Source organism: Synechococcus sp. JA-2-3B'a(2-13), assembly GCF_000013225.1.
In the GTDB taxonomy this organism is placed as follows: Bacteria; Cyanobacteriota; Cyanobacteriia; order Thermostichales; family Thermostichaceae; genus Thermostichus.
Genome location: NC_007776.1, coordinates 1,433,842 through 1,450,000, shown reverse-complemented (window position 1 = coordinate 1,450,000; position 16,159 = coordinate 1,433,842). Strand labels below are relative to the sequence as shown.

Genomic DNA, 16,159 nt, shown 5'->3' with positions numbered 1-16,159 from the left:
TACAGGACTTTCACCTTCTCTGGTGCAGCATTCCAGCTGCTTCCCCTAGCCCGCCGGCTGCCGTTTGGCCGTCCCACAACCCCGCCCAGCCGTAGCTGAGCGGTTTAGGCTCTTTCCCGTTCGCTCGCCGCTACTGAGGAAATCACTTTTGTTTTCTTTTCCTGCGGCTACTAAGATGTTTCAGTTCGCCGCGTTCGCCCCTTTGGCCTATGGATTCAGCCAAAGGTGACAAGGCTTGCGCCTTGCCGGGTTGCCCCATTCGGGAACCTGCGGATCACCGCTTTTGTCCAGCTCCCCGCAGCGTTTCGTCGGTAACACGCCCTTCCTCGCCTCTGCGTGCCTAGGTATCCACCGTGCGCCCTTAACTGACTTGACCTTTTCACCTCACGTAACATTGGTGTTCTACCTGCCTCATGCCCCCAGGTTGCTGCTGCTTCCCCCAAGCCAAGGCTCGGAGGGCTCAACCCAGAAGCATGCTGCTCTCTTGCTATGCAGTTTTCAAAGTGCTGGCCGGCTCAACCCGGCTGGAGGCTTGTGCTCGGACCCAAACCCCTAGCCCGGTCGTCAACCTATCCAACTGGAGAACCCCTTCCCCGCTCCTCACCAAAGTGGTGGAGGTAAGCGGACTCGAACCGCTGACTTCTGCCGTGCAAAGGCAGCGCTCTACCAGCTGAGCTATACCCCCAATCCAGACTGCACCCACCCTCTGGCTTTGCCCTCAGCTTGGCCAGCTCGCTTCTAGCTTGCTAGCTCTCCCTTCTCCAGGACAAACAGTGGGCCATCCTGGACTCGAACCAGGGACCTCACCCTTATCAGGGGTGCGCTCTAACCACCTGAGCTAATAGCCCTCCCCTCGGTTCCCCTCCAGAACCCCAGTCAACCATCTCTTCAACCCCGACCGACCTGGGATAACCTTTGCTGGCCTGAGGGTGGTCTAACTCCCCTCAGATGCCCCAAGGTAGGTCTCCCTAAAAGGAGGTGATCCAGCCGCACCTTCCGGTACGGCTACCTTGTTACGACTTCACCCCAGTCACCAGCCCTGCCTTCGGCGGGTGCTCCGACTTCGGGCATGGCCAGCTCCCATGGTGTGACGGGCGGTGTGTACAAGGCCCGGGAACGTATTCACCGCAGCATGCTGATCTGCGATTACTAGCGATTCCGCCTTCACGCAGGCGAGTTGCAGCCTGCGATCTGAACTGAGACGCGGTTTTTGGGATTGGCTCACGCTCGCGCGCTCGCGACCCTTTGTCCGCGCCATTGTAGCACGTGTGTAGCCCAGAGCGTAAGGGGCATGCTGACTTGACGTCATCCTCACCTTCCTCCGGTTTGTCACCGGCAGTCTCCCTAGAGTGCCCAACTCAATGCTGGCAACTAGGAACAAGGGTTGCGCTCGTTGCGGGACTTAACCCAACATCTCACGACACGAGCTGACGACAGCCATGCACCACCTGTGTCCGCGCTCCCGAAGGCACCCCCACGTTTCCGCAGGGTTCGCGGCATGTCAAGCCCTGGTAAGGTTCTTCGCGTTGCATCGAATTAAACCACATGCTCCACCGCTTGTGCGGGCCCCCGTCAATTCCTTTGAGTTTCACACTTGCGTGCGTACTCCCCAGGCGGGACACTTAACGCGTTAGCTCCGACACTGACCGGGTCGATACGGCCAACGTCTAGTGTCCATCGTTTACGGCTAGGACTACTGGGGTATCTAATCCCATTCGCTCCCCTAGCTTTCGTACCTCAGCGTCAGTTGAGGCCCAGTTGCGCGCTTCCGCCTCAGGTGTTCTTCCCGATCTCTACGCATTTCACCGCTACACCGGGAATTCCCGCAACCCCTACCTCACTCTAGCCGGTCAGTTTCCAGGGCCTTCCCACAGTTGAGCTGTGGCCTTTGACCCCAGACTTGACCAGCCGCCTACGTACCCTTTACGCCCAATAATTCCGGATAACGCTTGCCTCCTCCGTCTTACCGCGGCTGCTGGCACGGAGTTAGCCGAGGCTTATTCCTGGGGTACCGTCAGCTTTCGTCCCCCAGAAAAGAGGTTTACAACCCAAGGGCCTTCCTCCCTCACGCGGTATTGCTCCGTCAGGCTTGCGCCCATTGCGGAAAATTCCCCACTGCTGCCTCCCGTAGGAGTCTGGGCCGTGTCTCAGTCCCAGTGTGGCGGGCCATCCTCTCAGACCCGCTACGGATCGTCGCCTTGGTAGGCCATTACCCCACCAACTAGCTAATCCGACGCAGGCTCATCCTCAGGTGGATTGCTCCTTTCAGCTTCCGCCTGTATGGGGTATTAGCAGCCGTTTCCAGCTGTTATCCCCCGCCTGAGGGTAGATTCCTACGTGTTACTCACCCGTCCGCCACTAACACCCGAAGGTGTCCGTGCGACTTGCATGTGTTAAGCATACCGCCAGCGTTCATCCTGAGCCAGGATCAAACTCTCCGTGTCAATTCAAGAGCTTGTCTCTGGAAAAATGGAAACTTGACAGGGTTGAACATGCAGCCACCAGCCGACTCAGGGAGCCTGCTGTGCTGCTTGGCGATGGTTGACTGAACGAGTTACTTGTCAAGGTTCTGGGGCGCCGGGGCTGGGTGGCCTTGTGGCGCTTTACTACCCTATCCCCACCCCCACCACCCCGTCAAGATATCCAACCCAAAATTTTTTGAAGCCAGAAGGGATCCGGATCCACCGTTAGACTGTTGAAGTGAGCTCAGATTGGGTTAGACGGGTCTATGGGGATTGTGATTGGGGCTGTTGCTCCTGACTTTAGCTTGCCTGCGGTGGGGAAAGGGATCCAAAAGGGAGCCCAGATTTCACTGGCGGCCTACCGGGGCAAGAGCAAGGTGTTGCTGGCCTTTTACCCGGCGGATTTTTCCCCGGTATGCACGAGCGAGATGCGTTGCTTTCGGGAGGATTGGGAAGCTTTCCGGGCCGCGGGCTGCGAGATCTTGGGGATCAGCAGCGATCCCCTCTCCAGGCACCAAGCCTTTGCCGAGCAGCTTAAGCTGGAGTTTCCTTTGCTGAGCGATGTGGACAGAACCGTGAGCCAGCAGTACGGGGTGGACAGCCTGCTGGGGACGCGGCGGGCCTATTTTTTGGTGGATAGCCAAGGGATCCTACGCTACCAGCATGTGGAGTGGCTGCCCTTGTTCAAGCGAGACAACCGGGAGCTGCTGGAGGCCGTGAGGGCGATTAGCTAGCTCGCCGGGAAGCCCCGCACTCTCTGCAACAGCAGGAGGGTCGGGATGAAAGGCGGATATATTCTGTACTATAATCAACATGGTTGTACAAAACGGCGTTGCCGGAATCTGGTGCAACTACGCGGTGGGGCATCCCGTGTCTGCTCGCAGAGGGTTCTTGCAGTAGCTCCCCGATGAAGCGAGAAGCCCACGCTGTACCTGTAGGGTCAGTGATGGGAGTATGTCACCTAAACGGGGGATCCTCTGGGGTGGGCCAGAGAACCCGTTGCGGCTGTCCGGTGTCCGGCAGGGAGAGGGGAGTGTGGCCAAGGGGCTCCAGAAGCCAGCTACGCTGGGGCGGGCTCCAGTTGCCCTGGCGGGCCTCGATCTCCAGAATGAGCTGGCCATTTTGCTGTCGCAAGCGGAAGAGGGTGGTGGCCCAGGCTCCTGCTCGATGGGCGAGGGTTTCCCCGTCGTCTTCGTAGAGGGTGAAGCTGCCGTTGCCGGGGTAGAGTTTGAGGTGCGGTTGGTCACGGCGCAGGTGGGCGGTGGACGGGCAGGGGGGAGCTAAAGGCAGAACGGAGCCACCCCGCACAAACAGCGGCAGTTGTTCGAGAGGGGCAGGGACGAGAATGTAGCGGGGGCCGGTGTGGGCCTGACCTGTCCACCAATCAAACCAAGTGCCCTGGGGTAGGTAAACAGCGCGGCACCGCACGCCAGGCCGAACCACAGGGGCAGCTAGGAGGGCGGATCCCAGCATGGCTTGATCTGAGATCTCGTAGGTTTGCGGATCGTCGGGAAACTCGTAGAGAAGGGGGCGCAAGATGGGGGATCCGGTTTGGCTGGACTCCCAAAAGAGGCTGTAGAGGTAGGGCAGCAGCTGGTAACGCAACTGAATGGCCTGCCGGCAGATGGTTTCCACTTCGAGGCCAAAGCTCCAAGGCTCGTGAGGGCGGGTGCCCAGGGCGCTGTGGCCACGCATGAGGGGGTAAAGAATTCCCATTTGCATCCAACGGGCAAACAGCTCGGGAGTGGCATTGCCACCGAAGCCGCCGATGTCCGCGCCGACAAAGCTAACTCCCGACAGGCCCAGGTTTAGGAGCATGGGCAGGGACATCTCCAGGTGTTCCCAGGAGGATTGGTTGTCGCCTGTCCAGACGGCAGCCCAGCGCTGGATCCCAGCAAAGCCGGAGCGAGTCAGCACGAAGGGGCGCCGGTTGGGGTTGAGCTGTTCCAAGCCTTCACGGGAAGCGCGTGTCATCAGCAGGCCGTACAGGTTGTGAACTTCGGCGTGGGTGGTGGGTTCGTCGGGTGGGCCTTGGGGGGCATCGAGGGGGATATCGACGATCTGGCCGCCGTCTCCAAAGGGGCGGTCGTTGAGGGCCGGCTCGTTCATGTCGTTCCAGATGCCATCCACACCGGCTTGGGTGAGAACCCGTTGCCAGGATCCCCACCACTGCCGCACTCCGGGGCGCAAGAAGTCGGGAAAGAGGACTTTGCCTGGCCAAACGTAGCCATGGAAGAGGTGGCCGTCGGCGCGGCGGATAAAGAAATCCTGGGCCAAGCCCTCGTCGAAGACGGCGTAGTCGGCTTCGGGCTCGAACTTGACGCCGGGATCCACAATGGCTACCACCCGGAAGCCAGCCTCGTGGAGTTGGGCCATGAGCCGGGCCGGTTCGGGGAAGCGGCGGGGATCCCAGGTGAAGACGCGGTAGCCGCGCATGTAGTCGATATCCAAGTAAATGACGTCGCAGGGGATCTGCCGCTGGCGAAATTGCTGCGCAACGGTTTGAACCTGGGCGGCGCTGGCGTAGCTCCAGCGGCACTGTTGGTAGCCCAAGGCCCAGAGGGGAGGAAGGGGAGGCCGCCCAGTGAGTTGGGTGTAGGTCTCGAGCACCAAGGCCGGGGTGGGGCCGTAGATCAGGTAGTAATCCAGCTCGGGGGCGCGCACCTCGATGGCCCACTGCTCGGGATCGATCTGGCCCAGGTCGAACTGGCTCCAGTGGGTGCAGTGCAGGAAGAGCCCGTAGCAGAGGTTGGGGCGAAGAAACAGGGCGAAGGGAATGGCCTGGTAGAGATTGTCGCTGTGGGCGTCGTAGTTCCAGCAGTCGCGAGTCCAGTGGCTGTAGCGCCGACCCCGTTTGTTGAGTAGCCCCGCCCGTTCCCCTAGGCCATAGATGTGCTCGGCAGGGTGGAGGTGTTTGACCAGGCGGATGCTATCGGATCCCCAGGTAAGCCCAGAGGAGACATCGGCGCAAAACTCTTGCCCTTGAGAGTCTTGAAAACTGAACCGGAGGGGATCCCGACCGATCTGAACTTGCACCTGGGAGGTGGACAGGTGGATTTGGGTGGAGCTTTCCTGCAGTTCAAAGGGAGCCGGCGGCCACTCTTCATCGGCTGGAGCCACATCCCAGGAACGACGGGGCAAAAACGCTCCGCTGGGGCTAAAGCGCAGCCGAAACAGACGGGGGGTGAGCACCTGCATAGACCAGCGGCCCTGGGCACAGATGAGGTGGATCCCTCTGGAGTGGGGCTGGAGCTGCTGCAGGGATCCACAAGTTTGCCTTTGGGGCGGGCGGGCGGGGGATTGGCCGTTCGCGCCCGCGGGATCGAGTCCCAAGATCTCGCCAGGTTCCAGCATGCTTTGGAGACAGATTGCTGCTCTCAAGGCTAGCCTATGGCCGGGAGGGGACAGGGGGTTGCCCACTCTGGTCTGCAGTGGGTTTTACCCTCATCGGTACCCATCTCCAGAAGAGCAGCGGTAATAATCGACTAGCTCAGACCCCAGAATCCATCGCGAAAACGAGGCGGCAATGGCCATGAGGATCCCGGCGATCAAGCTTCTCTCCTCACTGCTGCTTTTTGGGGGGGTGTCCGTCCCCGCTGTCGTGGCGGCCTACCCGGTCAGCCCGGAGATGGTGATGACCCTGCAACAGGGGGATCATGCCCAAGCCTTGCCCAGGGCCAGAACGGAGCAAGCGTTTCGGGTGGTTACTTTGGCCCAGGGTTTGGAGCACCCTTGGGGGATGGCCTTTTTGCCGGATGGAACTCTCTTGGTTACCGAACGCCCAGGGCGGCTGCGCCGAGTTACCCCCCAGGGATTGGATCCCCAGCCCATAGCCGGTGTGCCCGAGGTGTTTGCCCAGGGGCAGGGGGGCCTGCTGGACATCGCCTTGCACCCCAACCATGCAGAGAACGGCTGGATTTACCTGTCCTATGCCGCTCCTGGGCCCGGTGGGGGAGGCACGCGGGTGGCGCGAGCCCGTCTGGGGGAAGGGGGCCTACAGGATCTGGAAGTGATTTTTGATATGGAGCGCAAAACCCCTGCCCGGCAGCACTTTGGCTCCCGTTTGGTCTTTGACGAAGAAGGATTCCTCTACATCAGCACCGGAGACCGGGGAGAACGGGATCGAGCCCAAGATTTGGGGGATTCTGCCGGTAAAGTGTTGCGCATTACGGATGCGGGCGGGATCCCGGCGGACAACCCATTTGTCGGCCGAGCGGGGGCTTTGCCGGCAATTTTTACCTACGGCAACCGCAACATTCAGGGAATAGCCCGCCACCCCGAGACGGGAGCGATTTGGTCCCACGAGCATGGGCCCCAGGGTGGAGACGAGATCAACATCTTGGCCCCCGGCGTCAACTACGGCTGGCCCTTGATCACCCACGGTCGAGAATATACGGGGGAACCTATCGGCCAAGGACTGGCGGCAGCTCCTGGATTGGCTTCGCCCCTGCTGCACTGGACACCCTCAATTGCCCCTTCCGGCATGACTTTCTACACAGGGGAGGCTTTCCCCGAATGGCGGGGCAACCTATTTGTGGGGGCGCTGGCCGGGCAACACCTGGCGCGCTTGGTACTGGATGGAGAGCGGGTGGTGGCGGAAGAGCGCCTGCTGGAAGGGGCGGTGGGTCGCATTCGCGATGTGCGGCAGGGGCCGGATGGCTTGCTCTACCTGTTGACCGATGCCCCCAGTGGATCCCTGCTGCGCCTGGAGCCAGCACCCTGAAGGCACCGGCTTAGGAGATGACGGAAACTATCCTGCTCCCGCTGGGCAGCTCTTTGGCGGGACAGGGACTTTCCCCAGAGTAGGGCCTGGGAACTCAAAAGCTGAGGCTCTCCCAGGAGACGTTAATGTCTTCCAAAAGCAGCGACTTGTTGTAAATCTGCAGGATGATCAACAGGAAGACGGCGAATAGGGCCATGAAGACCGCCATCAGGGGCGTGGTGCCCCAGCCGGGAGCCACTTTACCGTATTCCGAGTTGAGGGGACGCAGCAGATCGCCCAGTCTGGTACGAATGGCCATAGGTTCTCGCTTAGAAACCGAACACGTTGACGAAGTCGAAGATAGCAGGCTCGAAGGCGGATCCCTGGTGCTCAGCACCGCCAAAGCAGCCGCCTTTTAAAATCACGCTATCAGAATCTGGCCGAACCTTTTTGTCTTGGGCAATGAATTGTAAACTTGTGTAATACTGTAGTCGAATACTCTCAGGATCAAAGACAACGATATGGAGCCCACCTTTTCCCTGATTGTGGCGATTGCGGCAGTTACCATCTGCATCACTGCGTTTGCCATCTACACGGCCTTTGGCCCCCCTTCCAAGGACTTGCAGGATCCCTACGAGATGCACGAGGATTAAGGCCTGTCGTTGGGATATCTGGGTAAATGTCTGCTCGGTTGACCCCCCGTCTCTCCTTTCACAAGTACCAGGGGTTGGGGAACGATTTTATCTTGGTGGACAACCGCTGGCAGTCTCAACCCTGCTTGAGCCCGGAAGAGGCCGTCGCCCTTTGCAATCGCCGCTTTGGGGTAGGAGCCGATGGGGTTATCTTCCTGCTGCCGGGGCAGGAGGGGGCAGATTTCAGCATGCGCCTCTTCAACAGCGACGGTTCCGAGGCGGAGATGTGCGGCAATGGGATCCGCTGTTTGGCCCGCTTTCTGCAGGACTTGGGGATCCCAGGTCGGGATGGCGCCTACCAGATCCACACCTTGGCGGGGCGAATCGTGCCGCAGGTGCGGGCAGATGGGCTGGTCACAGTGGACATGGGGATCCCTCGCCTTTTGGCCAAGCAGATCCCCACCACCCTGGTCGAACCGGATGAGAAGGTCATTCGGCAGCCGCTTGCAGTGGCCGGGCGAGAGTGGCGGGTGACGGCGGTGAGCATGGGCAATCCTCATTGTGTGGTCTTCCTGGAAGAAGAGGGATCCCTGGAGGAGCTGGACTTGGCAGCTGTGGGCCCCCTGTTTGAGCATCATCCGGCCTTTCCTGAGCGCACCAACACCGAATTTGTGCAGGTGCTCAGCCCGACTCGTCTGCGCCTACGGGTTTGGGAGCGGGGAGCAGGGGCAACGCTGGCTTGTGGGACGGGTGCCTGTGCTGTTTTGGTGGCTGCTGTTTTGGAGGAGCGCGCAGAATCGCAAGCTACAGTAGAACTGCCGGGAGGAAATCTGGAAATTCGCTGGGATCCGAGCACACAGCACGTGTGGATGACCGGCCCTGCCCTACACGTCTTCAGCGGCACCACTGCCGGTTGAGAACTAGGCTCCCAGACCCAACAGGAGGATGGCCAGGAGGCCGAGGATCCCATAGGCAACGCTCCAGCCCTGCCGCCAGATCAGCGCCACTGCCAGGCCCAATAAGACCAAGCCCAAGCCCAGGCCAAGGCGGAGAAATAGAGGGTGTACAAACTGGCTGAGGGAGCGTTTGAGCCAGGGGAAGATCACCCCCAAGGCGAAGGCCAGTCCTACGGGGATCCAATCGATCCAACCTGTCTGCTCCCAGCCCCCCAACAGGTAAAAGCCGCCCAGACAAAGGCCCAGGCAGAAAAACAGCACCCGCATGCCGGGATAGTCTTGTCGATAGTTGAAAGCAAGGCTTCGGAGCTCCTTGTGGTGGGCCAAGACCAATGGCTCTACAGCAAAGCTTTCGCTCCACTCCGGCGCTTCTTCGGTTTGTCCGCGGCACCAAAGGTAAACGTTGACCTTGCGCAACCCTTGCAGCAGAGAGGCTTCCACCGCACTGCGCACCACCTCCATCACCTGCAGGGTATCCACCACATCGCCCGGCAGCCGTTCCAGCAGCACGTTGAGAACAGGCCCCTTCAGCTCGGCTCGGCCAAACAGCCGCAAGTTGGCAAGCTTGTAATCGAGGATTTGGTTCAAGATTTTGAGCTGGCGGCGCATGGGATCCCGTAAACAGTGAACCGTCGTTCGAATGGTTGACTTCAAGCTTCAACATGACCGGTATGACCAGTTTAATGGCTTGGGCCAGAGCAGCAGGGGAGAGGCGTTGCCGGTGTGAAAGGGAAGTGGGACTATCCGATGAGGGTGCGAATGCACCGGCGAATGCTGAGGTTGGATTGCTCCAAGTCGGCAAATCCGCTCAGAAGAGTTCCCTGGCCGTCCAACAGCAACAAAACAGCCTGGCGGCGAAAATTGATCCCAGGCAAGGTTGCAGCGGCTATTTCTTGCAGCTTCTGGATGGTTGCTCCCTCAAAATCGACCGAGACATACACAAACGGAGAAACCAGGCGGGGATCCGTCGGTACACTCTCCCGGATGGCCTGCAAAACCAAGTGGCGCACCAGCAGCAGCCCCCTGCCATCCACCAGCACGATCTGGCGCAGCCGAGGGTTTTGCCCAAACTCCAGGGCCAAACTTTTGGAGAGGGCTTCCGATTGCGAGCGGGTTTGGCTGTTGGTCAAGATCAACGCTTGAATGCCCTCATACCGACTTAGGTCAAGCCGATCCCCAGAAACGCTTTCCACCTTGAGGTCAAGAGATGTTTTGGGGTTGCCGTTGCTGGGGCAGTTGCCAGCTTGGGCGGGATCGAACGCACCTTGAGAAAGCAGGGCAAGGGTGGCAAACCCCAAAGCCACAAGTCTCTTTTGAACGCAAAGCCAGCAGCGGTTAGCCGGGGCACAGCAGCAGGACAGCACTCGGTTCATGGCGGGGAGTTCTGGAGCGGGCCGGCCAAATCTTAACCGATCTTCATCTTTGGTGCTCCAAAATGCCCTCTGGGCTTCTCATCCCCATTGGGTTGGTGCCCATAATGGAAGGCAGTTTCTGGTTTGCTGGCCATGACTCACGCCTCTTTGCTGGATGCCCTCAACCCTTCTCAACGGCAAGCGGTGCAACACTTTTGTGGCCCGCTGCTGGTGGTGGCGGGGGCAGGTTCCGGCAAGACGCGCGCCCTCACCCACCGCATTGCCTACCTGGTTCGCCACTATCGGGTGGATCCAGGAGAAATTTTGGCCGTGACCTTCACCAACAAGGCCGCCCGTGAGATGAAAGAGCGCATTGAGCAGCTCTTTGCCGAACAAGAAGCTCAAGAACAATTTGGGATCCCCTTAGAGGAATTGGAGCCGGCCCAGGCAACGCGACTAAAATCTGCTGTTTACCACCGCTGGATTAAGCCTCTTTGGATTGGCACGTTCCACAGCTTATTTGCCCAGATCCTGCGCCTGGAGATCGAAAAATATCAGGATCCCAAGGGGCGCAAGTGGACTCGCCACTTCTCGATCTTCGATGAATCAGATGCCCAATCTCTGGTGAAGGAGATTGTAACCAAGCAACTGAACTTGGATGAGCGCAAGTTTGACCCAAGGTCGGTACGCTACGCCATTAGCAATGCCAAAAACCAAGGTTGGACTCCTGCCGACCTGGAGCGCAATCAGCCCAACTTCCGTGGCCGTACCATTGCCCAAGTTTACGAAATCTATGAAGACCAACTGGCAGCCAACAATGCTCTGGACTTTGATAACTTGATTTGGATACCAGTGCAGCTTTTTCGACAAAACGAGCAGGTGTTGGCTTACTGGCACCAACGATTTCGACACATTTTGGTGGATGAATACCAAGACACCAACCGCACTCAATATGAGCTAATCCGTCTGCTGGCTACCAACGGCGAGACCCGCAGATCTCAGTTGGACTGGAGAAACCGATCCATCTTTGTGGTGGGAGATGCGGATCAAAGCATCTATCGCTTTCGCGGGGCAGATTTTACCATCTTGCTGGAGTTTCAAGAGACCTTTGGCGATGGTCTCCCCGATGACGATACCCGCACCCTGATCAAGCTGGAGGAGAACTATCGCTCTACAGCTACCATTCTGCAGGCAGCTAACGCTCTCATCGAGAAAAATACAGAGCGCATTGATAAAGTTCTCAGGCCAACCCGTCAGCAAGGAAATCCGATTTTTCTTCATCAGGCGGATGACGAGATTGCAGAGGCGGAGTTTGTCGTCAATACCATCCGACGATTACACGGCCAAAATGCCAATGCTTTTTCCTGGGGAGATTTTGCCATTCTCTACCGCATCAACGCTCAATCCCGTCCTTTTGAAGAGGTCTTGCTGCGGTGGGGGATCCCTTACACGGTGGTAGGCGGACTGCGATTTTACGATCGCAAAGAAATTAAGGATGTCCTGGCCTATTTGCGGGTTGTGGCCAACCCTGCCGACTCCTTTAGCCTGCTGCGAATTATTAACGTGCCGCGCCGTGGCATCGGCAAATCCACCCTGGACAAGCTGACCGAAGCGGCGGCTGCTCTAAACGTGCCTTTGTGGGCAATTCTCAGCGACGAAACCTCTGTAAGTAGCTTGGCGGGCCGTTCGGCTAAGCCTGTCATTCAGTTTGCTCAGTTGATTCAGCATTGGCATCGACAGGCTTCTCAGACTTCAGCCGCCACCCTTATCGAAGGGTTGCTAAGGGATTCCGGCTATTTGGAGGATCTCAAGGCACAGGGTACAGACGAAGCCGAAGAAAGAGCGGCCAACGTGATGGAACTTTACAATGCCGCCCGCCAATTCGAGGAAGAACAGGAGGATCCCAGCCTTGAGGCTTTTTTGAGCAATGTGTCTTTGGCTTCCGACTTGGACAACCTTCAGGAAGGCGCTGAGAAAGTTTCGCTAATGACGTTGCACTCTTCCAAAGGTTTGGAGTTTCCTGTTGTGTTCTTGGTGGGGGTGGAACAGGGTCTATTTCCCAATTTCCGGGCTTTGGAAGATCCCGCTGCTTTGGAAGAAGAGCGACGCCTTTGCTACGTGGGCATTACCCGTGCCCGTGAGCAGTTGTATATCAGCCACGCCAGGGAAAGGATGCTCTACGGCAACCGCGAACCAGCTATTCCTTCGGTATTTTTAAGTGAACTGCCCCAAGAGTTAATAATCGAATTCGACGGACGCGGAGCCGTTTCTCGACAGCTCTCCCACGGCAGTGGACTGTCCCTTTCAGATGCACCCAAGGCCAGGCCCAATCGCCGCCAAAGCCGTTCAGAACAGTGGGCGATTGGAGATCGTTTGCAACATCCCCAATTCGGACAAGGCCAGATTACCCATGTGTTCGGCAGTGGTGAACGGGTCACGATTGCGGTGAGGTTTCCCGCTATCGGTCAACAGAAAATCTTGGATCCCCGTATCGATCCTATTCAAAAGCTTAGCTAGGCGGCTGAACTCGGAAGGGCTCCAGCGATGAAGAGAGGCAAAGGGAAGTGCTGTAGAAGTCCGTAGCTCATTCGAGATTGCCTTGCCGTTGACGTCGTTGGTGATCCCTTGCTTTATATGTGTTTGCTTTATATGTGTTGCTGCGCGACGGGGAAAGCAAAACCTCAGCTCCCCCTTTCCCTGATTTGACCGTTGCCCAACCCTCGGCCTTACCTCTGCCCCCTCGTCACTAATTGCTTGTAATTGCTTGACTACCCGATCTTGGGATCCCTCGCCAGGCTTAACCCAGTCGGCTGGGACTGAGTTGTCTCGGCTCTGTCCGGTACCAGGCGCAGGGGCGGGCCAAAGCGGCCAACCGCTACAGTGTTGTTCAGGGCCGGGATCTGGCGGATGGATCCCTGGCGTAGGCAGCGGTGTAGACGGCGCAGCAGGAAGAGGTCGGCTTCGGAGCACTCCTCTCGAAATAGCCTTACGTTAAGTTCGTGTTCCTGAGCAGCGGTGAGCAAACCGGTCATCATGGCGGTTTGAATGATCTGCTGCACGGTTATGGTTGTCGCTTCATCCATAGGTTTAGGCGATTGGATGGAGACCTTTTGCTGCTCTTATTCTCGACAAATCCCTCTGGTATTGACTCCGCCAAATAGCGGATTCGATATGCGCGCTTTGTCATCTTTCCCAATGTTCAGGAAATAGGGCTTTCCAGGTATCCATTGACTTTCTGATCCATCCAGATCCTATTCAGGCGAAAAGCTTGAAATCCTTGCTTCACAAGCCTTTCCAATCGAAGTGGGAGTAGAGCCAACAATTGGATACGTAGGGATCCCATCCTCACTGCAGTACAAAATTAGACTCAACAGTGAGTTGCTTGAACTTGCCAAAGAGGTGCTGATCCCATGATTTTTCGAGCTGTTGTTTGAGGCCGTAACAGATATCTGTGGCAATACGGAACTGAGAAGCGATGTTCGTCACCGACAAATGGCGTAGGGTTGCTTGGCTTTTTGTCTGTACCTTGTCGGCAATGAAGGCATAGAGGATGAGCAACAGCCTTGTGTTAGGGTGGGGGCATTCTGTAGTGGCGATTGGCCGTGTCGGAAACTCCACAAACAGTCGGCTGTGCTGCCCCTCTGGGCTGCTGTGGCTGCGGCTGTCTGGGCCTACTGGCGGTGCTGGGCTTGGGGCTGGCGGGGGCAGGGATCCTAGTCTGGAATGGGATCCGTGCCTCAGGAGCCTATCGCACCTACCAGTTGGCGGTGGAGCAGCTCGAACAAAATGCCGTGGTGGTGGAACGTTTGGGAGAGCCCCTGAGGCCGGGATGGCCCTCGCGGCTGCGCTTTCAGGAAGATGAGGAAGCCGGTTGGGTGTGTCTGTTCTTTTTGATTACAGGGGCCCAGCGCACTGGCGATGTGGTGGTGGAATCGGAGCGGGGCATGGCCGGCTCGGCATGGCAGTTGCGCCATCTGCAAGTGAAAGTTGACGGGGATCCGCAGGCCATTCAGGTCATCGAGGGGGAATCTCGGTGTGAAAAGGAAGAGTCGGATGGAGAAGCCCTGCCCCTGCAGCCAGAAGGCGACATCTAGGTAGCCGGATATGCTCAGCCGCGGGTAGAGTCAAAAGGACTCCGTCCCGCTGACGCGAACGGTTGTGGCCTTGTTGGATCCCTATGCGGTCGCTCCCTTACCTGCGCTTGCTGCTGCTGTTGGCGCTGTTGGCCTCGTTCACCGGGCTGATCGTCTGGCTGATCCAATCGTTTCTCGATCTGTACTACGCCACCCGCTACCACCCGATTTTGGGGGGGCTGTTGATTGGGGTGCTGGTGCTGCTGCTGCTGGTGTTTTTGGCCGCTGCCATCTACTACTTGTTTCTGTTTCGCCAACCCGCCCCCAGCAGGAGGGAAATTACCCAACCCCTTGCCTTGCCGGAGACGGCTTTGGAAAAGCGGAAAGCGGCGCAACAGAACTTGGCTCAACTGGAGGCGCAGCTAGCGCAAATCCAGGATCAGGTGGCGCGGGCAGCGCTGGCAGAACGGTCGGCCCTACTGGCCAAACAATTGGCCCAGCCCCAGCTGAAGGTGGTGGTCTTCGGCACTGGGTCGGCGGGCAAGACTTCTTTGGTCAACGCGCTGCTGGGGCGGCGGGCGGGGGCGGTGGGGGCCACTCTGGGCACCACCCAGGCGGTGGCTTGTTACGACTGGAACTTGCCTGGGATCCCGCAGCCGGTGCAGATCCTGGATTGCCCCGGCATTTTGGAGATCGGCCCGGCAGGGGTGATGCGGGAACAGGAGGCGCAAGCCCAAGCCCAAGCTGCCGATCTGCTGCTGGTGGTGGTGGATGGGGATCTGCGCCAGTCAGAGGTGGATCCCTTGCGCCGGTTGATCGCCCTGGGCAAGCGGGCCTTGCTAATCCTGAACAAAGCGGATCGCTACACCTCAGAAGAACGGCAGATCCTCTTGCAACGCCTGCGGGAGCGGGTCTACCCCCTGATTCCACCTCAGGATGTGTTGATAGCTGCCGCTGCTCCAGCCCCTGTGCGGGTGGGATCCCAAACCTGGCGACCGGAGCCGGAGGTGGCGGCGGTGCGGGATCGCGTGCAGGCGGTGCTCTATGCCGAGGGGGGATCCCTGGCCTTGGACAATGCCCTGCTGCAATCGCAACAGTTGGGGGAAGAGGCCAAACGGATTCTCCAAGCCCAACTGCGCCGGCAGGCGGAGGAGGTGATCGATCGCTTTCAGTGGATTGTTACAGGAGTGGTGTTCGCCAACCCCATCCCGGCGGTGGATCTGCTGGCCATTGCCGCCATCAACGCCCAGATGGTGGTGGAACTGGGATCCCTTTACGGCTGCAAAATGAACCTGCAGCAGGGGCGGGAGCTGGCCTTGTCTCTGGCCAAAACCCTAGCGGGCTTGGGCTTGGTGGAAGGGGCGATCCAACTGACCACGGGGATCTTGGCCACCGTTGCCGAAGTGAGCGTCGTCGGTTTTCTGGCGACAGCCCCCATTCAGGCAGCCAGTGCTGGCTATCTCACCCGCATTGCCGGCAAGAGCTTCATTGAGTATTTCCAGCACAACCAAAGCTGGGGAGAAGGGGGGATGCAGGCGGTGGTCAAAGCCCAGGTGCAAAATACCCAAAAATCCGGTTGGCTCAAAGAGTTTGTCCGCGAGGCTGCCCGGCGCATCTTCCGAAATGGGATGGCCAACCCAAGGGATCCCTAATGGCCGCTCAGGGCAATATCCGTCGGCAGGAAGGCCAGCTTCAGTTGCGCCACATAATCGGCGTAGCTCAGTGCCGGCCCAGTGTCCCAATCCGCCAAGCCATGCATGCACTTCGACCATTGAATGAAGGCGGCAGGATAGATATAGGCCAAACTGGGATCCTGCAAAACCTCTTTGGGCAGTGGAGAGGCCGACTTCAGCACTGCCAACAGAGCCGGCGGCTTGTGGAGAATCACGCGCGTGGCCTCGATCTGCTCTGGGGAAACCCTAAACTTGGTGGCGATAAACGGGATCACTCTGGAAATGGCCATCACCCAACACCAACCTCGC

General features: G+C 58.6%; 13 protein-coding genes, 2 tRNA genes and 2 rRNA genes (1 of these 17 cut by a window edge). 7 read left to right on the top strand and 10 right to left on the bottom strand.

The features are described from left to right. The 4 genes from CYB_RS06565 to CYB_RS06550 all read right to left on the bottom strand — a co-directional run. Positions 1-376, bottom strand: a 23S ribosomal RNA gene (locus CYB_RS06565) (it extends 2,433 nt beyond the left edge of the window). A gap of 233 nt (positions 377-609) precedes the next feature. Further along, positions 610-685 (bottom strand) — tRNA-Ala (locus tag CYB_RS06560). A gap of 89 nt (positions 686-774) precedes the next feature. After that, positions 775-848, bottom strand: a tRNA-Ile gene (locus tag CYB_RS06555). Positions 849-971: 123 nt separating this feature from the next. Next, positions 972-2,444: ribosomal RNA gene (locus tag CYB_RS06550) — 16S ribosomal RNA — on the bottom strand. Together the 16S and 23S rRNA genes with 2 tRNA genes alongside form the textbook arrangement of a ribosomal RNA operon. Before the next feature lie 284 nt (positions 2,445-2,728). Between CYB_RS06550 and CYB_RS06545 the strand changes: the two genes are divergently transcribed. After that, on the top strand, positions 2,729-3,196 hold the full coding sequence (locus CYB_RS06545) for a peroxiredoxin family protein (RefSeq protein ID WP_011432999.1): 468 nt from the start codon (positions 2,729-2,731) through the stop codon (positions 3,194-3,196). A 223-nt stretch (positions 3,197-3,419) separates the two neighbouring features. Here the strand turns inward: CYB_RS06545 and CYB_RS06540 are convergent, their stop codons facing one another. Continuing rightward, on the bottom strand, positions 3,420-5,816 hold the full coding sequence (locus CYB_RS06540; RefSeq protein ID WP_148202717.1) for a glycoside hydrolase family 31 protein: 2,397 nt from the start codon (positions 5,814-5,816) through the stop codon (positions 3,420-3,422). Positions 5,817-5,988: 172 nt separating this feature from the next. On the opposite strand from CYB_RS06540, the gene CYB_RS06535 reads away from it, so the two are divergent. Further along, positions 5,989-7,185 carry a PQQ-dependent sugar dehydrogenase gene (locus CYB_RS06535; RefSeq protein WP_238376953.1) on the top strand — a complete coding sequence of 399 codons (1,197 nt, stop codon included), beginning with the start codon at positions 5,989-5,991 and terminating at the stop codon, positions 7,183-7,185. Between the two features lie 94 nt (positions 7,186-7,279). On the opposite strand, the gene psbH is transcribed toward CYB_RS06535, so the two are convergent. Continuing rightward, a complete protein-coding gene (gene psbH / locus CYB_RS06530) occupies positions 7,280-7,483 on the bottom strand; it encodes a photosystem II reaction center phosphoprotein PsbH (RefSeq protein ID WP_011432996.1) in 204 nt (67 codons plus the stop codon). 202 nt (positions 7,484-7,685) lie between these two features. Between psbH and psbN the strand changes: the two genes are divergently transcribed. Both psbN and dapF read left to right on the top strand, forming a co-directional pair. Beyond that, positions 7,686-7,817, top strand: a complete 132-nt coding sequence (gene psbN / locus CYB_RS06525) for a photosystem II reaction center protein PsbN (protein WP_011432995.1) — start codon at positions 7,686-7,688, stop codon at positions 7,815-7,817. Between the two features lie 26 nt (positions 7,818-7,843). Beyond that, positions 7,844-8,713, top strand: a complete 870-nt coding sequence (gene dapF / locus CYB_RS06520) for a diaminopimelate epimerase (protein ID WP_041436430.1) — start codon at positions 7,844-7,846, stop codon at positions 8,711-8,713. A 3-nt stretch (positions 8,714-8,716) separates the two neighbouring features. Here dapF and CYB_RS06515 read toward each other — a convergent pair whose 3' ends face one another. After that, positions 8,717-9,406 (bottom strand): hypothetical protein, encoded by a 690-nt coding sequence (locus CYB_RS06515; RefSeq protein WP_238376952.1) that lies wholly within the window; start codon positions 9,404-9,406, stop codon positions 8,717-8,719. 86 nt (positions 9,407-9,492) lie between these two features. Beyond that, positions 9,493-10,056 (bottom strand): hypothetical protein, encoded by a 564-nt coding sequence (locus CYB_RS06510; RefSeq protein WP_011432992.1) that lies wholly within the window; start codon positions 10,054-10,056, stop codon positions 9,493-9,495. Between the two features lie 201 nt (positions 10,057-10,257). Between CYB_RS06510 and pcrA the strand changes: the two genes are divergently transcribed. Next, a complete protein-coding gene (pcrA, locus tag CYB_RS06505; protein ID WP_011432991.1) occupies positions 10,258-12,621 on the top strand; it encodes a DNA helicase PcrA in 2,364 nt (787 codons plus the stop codon). A 251-nt stretch (positions 12,622-12,872) separates the two neighbouring features. Here pcrA and CYB_RS06500 read toward each other — a convergent pair whose 3' ends face one another. After that, positions 12,873-13,187, bottom strand: coding sequence for a hypothetical protein (locus tag CYB_RS06500; protein ID WP_011432990.1), 315 nt, complete (start codon positions 13,185-13,187; stop codon positions 12,873-12,875). Positions 13,188-13,706: 519 nt separating this feature from the next. On the opposite strand from CYB_RS06500, the gene CYB_RS06490 reads away from it, so the two are divergent. Further along, positions 13,707-14,198, top strand: coding sequence for a cytochrome c oxidase assembly factor Coa1 family protein (locus CYB_RS06490; protein WP_011432988.1), 492 nt, complete (start codon positions 13,707-13,709; stop codon positions 14,196-14,198). Between the two features lie 83 nt (positions 14,199-14,281). Then, the gene (locus tag CYB_RS06485; RefSeq protein ID WP_011432987.1) at positions 14,282-15,829 is read left to right on the top strand and encodes a YcjF family protein; all 1,548 of its coding nucleotides are present in this window, start codon (positions 14,282-14,284) and stop codon (positions 15,827-15,829) included. Here the strand turns inward: CYB_RS06485 and CYB_RS06480 are convergent. After that, entirely contained in the window at positions 15,826-16,140 is a 315-nt protein-coding gene (locus tag CYB_RS06480; protein ID WP_011432986.1) for a hypothetical protein, read from the bottom strand. The two genes, CYB_RS06485 and CYB_RS06480, sit on opposite strands and share 4 nt — an antisense overlap. Positions 16,141-16,159 lie beyond the last annotated feature (19 nt).

What these genes read in the sequence shown, in the direction of transcription:
- CYB_RS06485 (WP_011432987.1), top strand. Translation starts at nt 14,282, where the DNA reads ATGCGGTCGCTCCCTTACCTGCGCTTGCTGCTGCTGTTGGCGCTGTTG.
- CYB_RS06500 (WP_011432990.1), bottom strand. Translation starts at nt 13,187, where the DNA reads ATGGATGAAGCGACAACCATAACCGTGCAGCAGATCATTCAAACCGCC.
- psbH (WP_011432996.1), bottom strand. Translation starts at nt 7,483, where the DNA reads ATGGCCATTCGTACCAGACTGGGCGATCTGCTGCGTCCCCTCAACTCG.
- CYB_RS06540 (WP_148202717.1), bottom strand. Translation starts at nt 5,816, where the DNA reads ATGCTGGAACCTGGCGAGATCTTGGGACTCGATCCCGCGGGCGCGAAC.
- dapF (WP_041436430.1), top strand. Translation starts at nt 7,844, where the DNA reads ATGTCTGCTCGGTTGACCCCCCGTCTCTCCTTTCACAAGTACCAGGGG.
- CYB_RS06480 (WP_011432986.1), bottom strand. Translation starts at nt 16,140, where the DNA reads ATGGCCATTTCCAGAGTGATCCCGTTTATCGCCACCAAGTTTAGGGTT.
- pcrA (WP_011432991.1), top strand. Translation starts at nt 10,258, where the DNA reads ATGACTCACGCCTCTTTGCTGGATGCCCTCAACCCTTCTCAACGGCAA.
- CYB_RS06535 (WP_238376953.1), top strand. Translation starts at nt 5,989, where the DNA reads ATGGCCATGAGGATCCCGGCGATCAAGCTTCTCTCCTCACTGCTGCTT.
- psbN (WP_011432995.1), top strand. Translation starts at nt 7,686, where the DNA reads ATGGAGCCCACCTTTTCCCTGATTGTGGCGATTGCGGCAGTTACCATC.
- CYB_RS06545 (WP_011432999.1), top strand. Translation starts at nt 2,729, where the DNA reads ATGGGGATTGTGATTGGGGCTGTTGCTCCTGACTTTAGCTTGCCTGCG.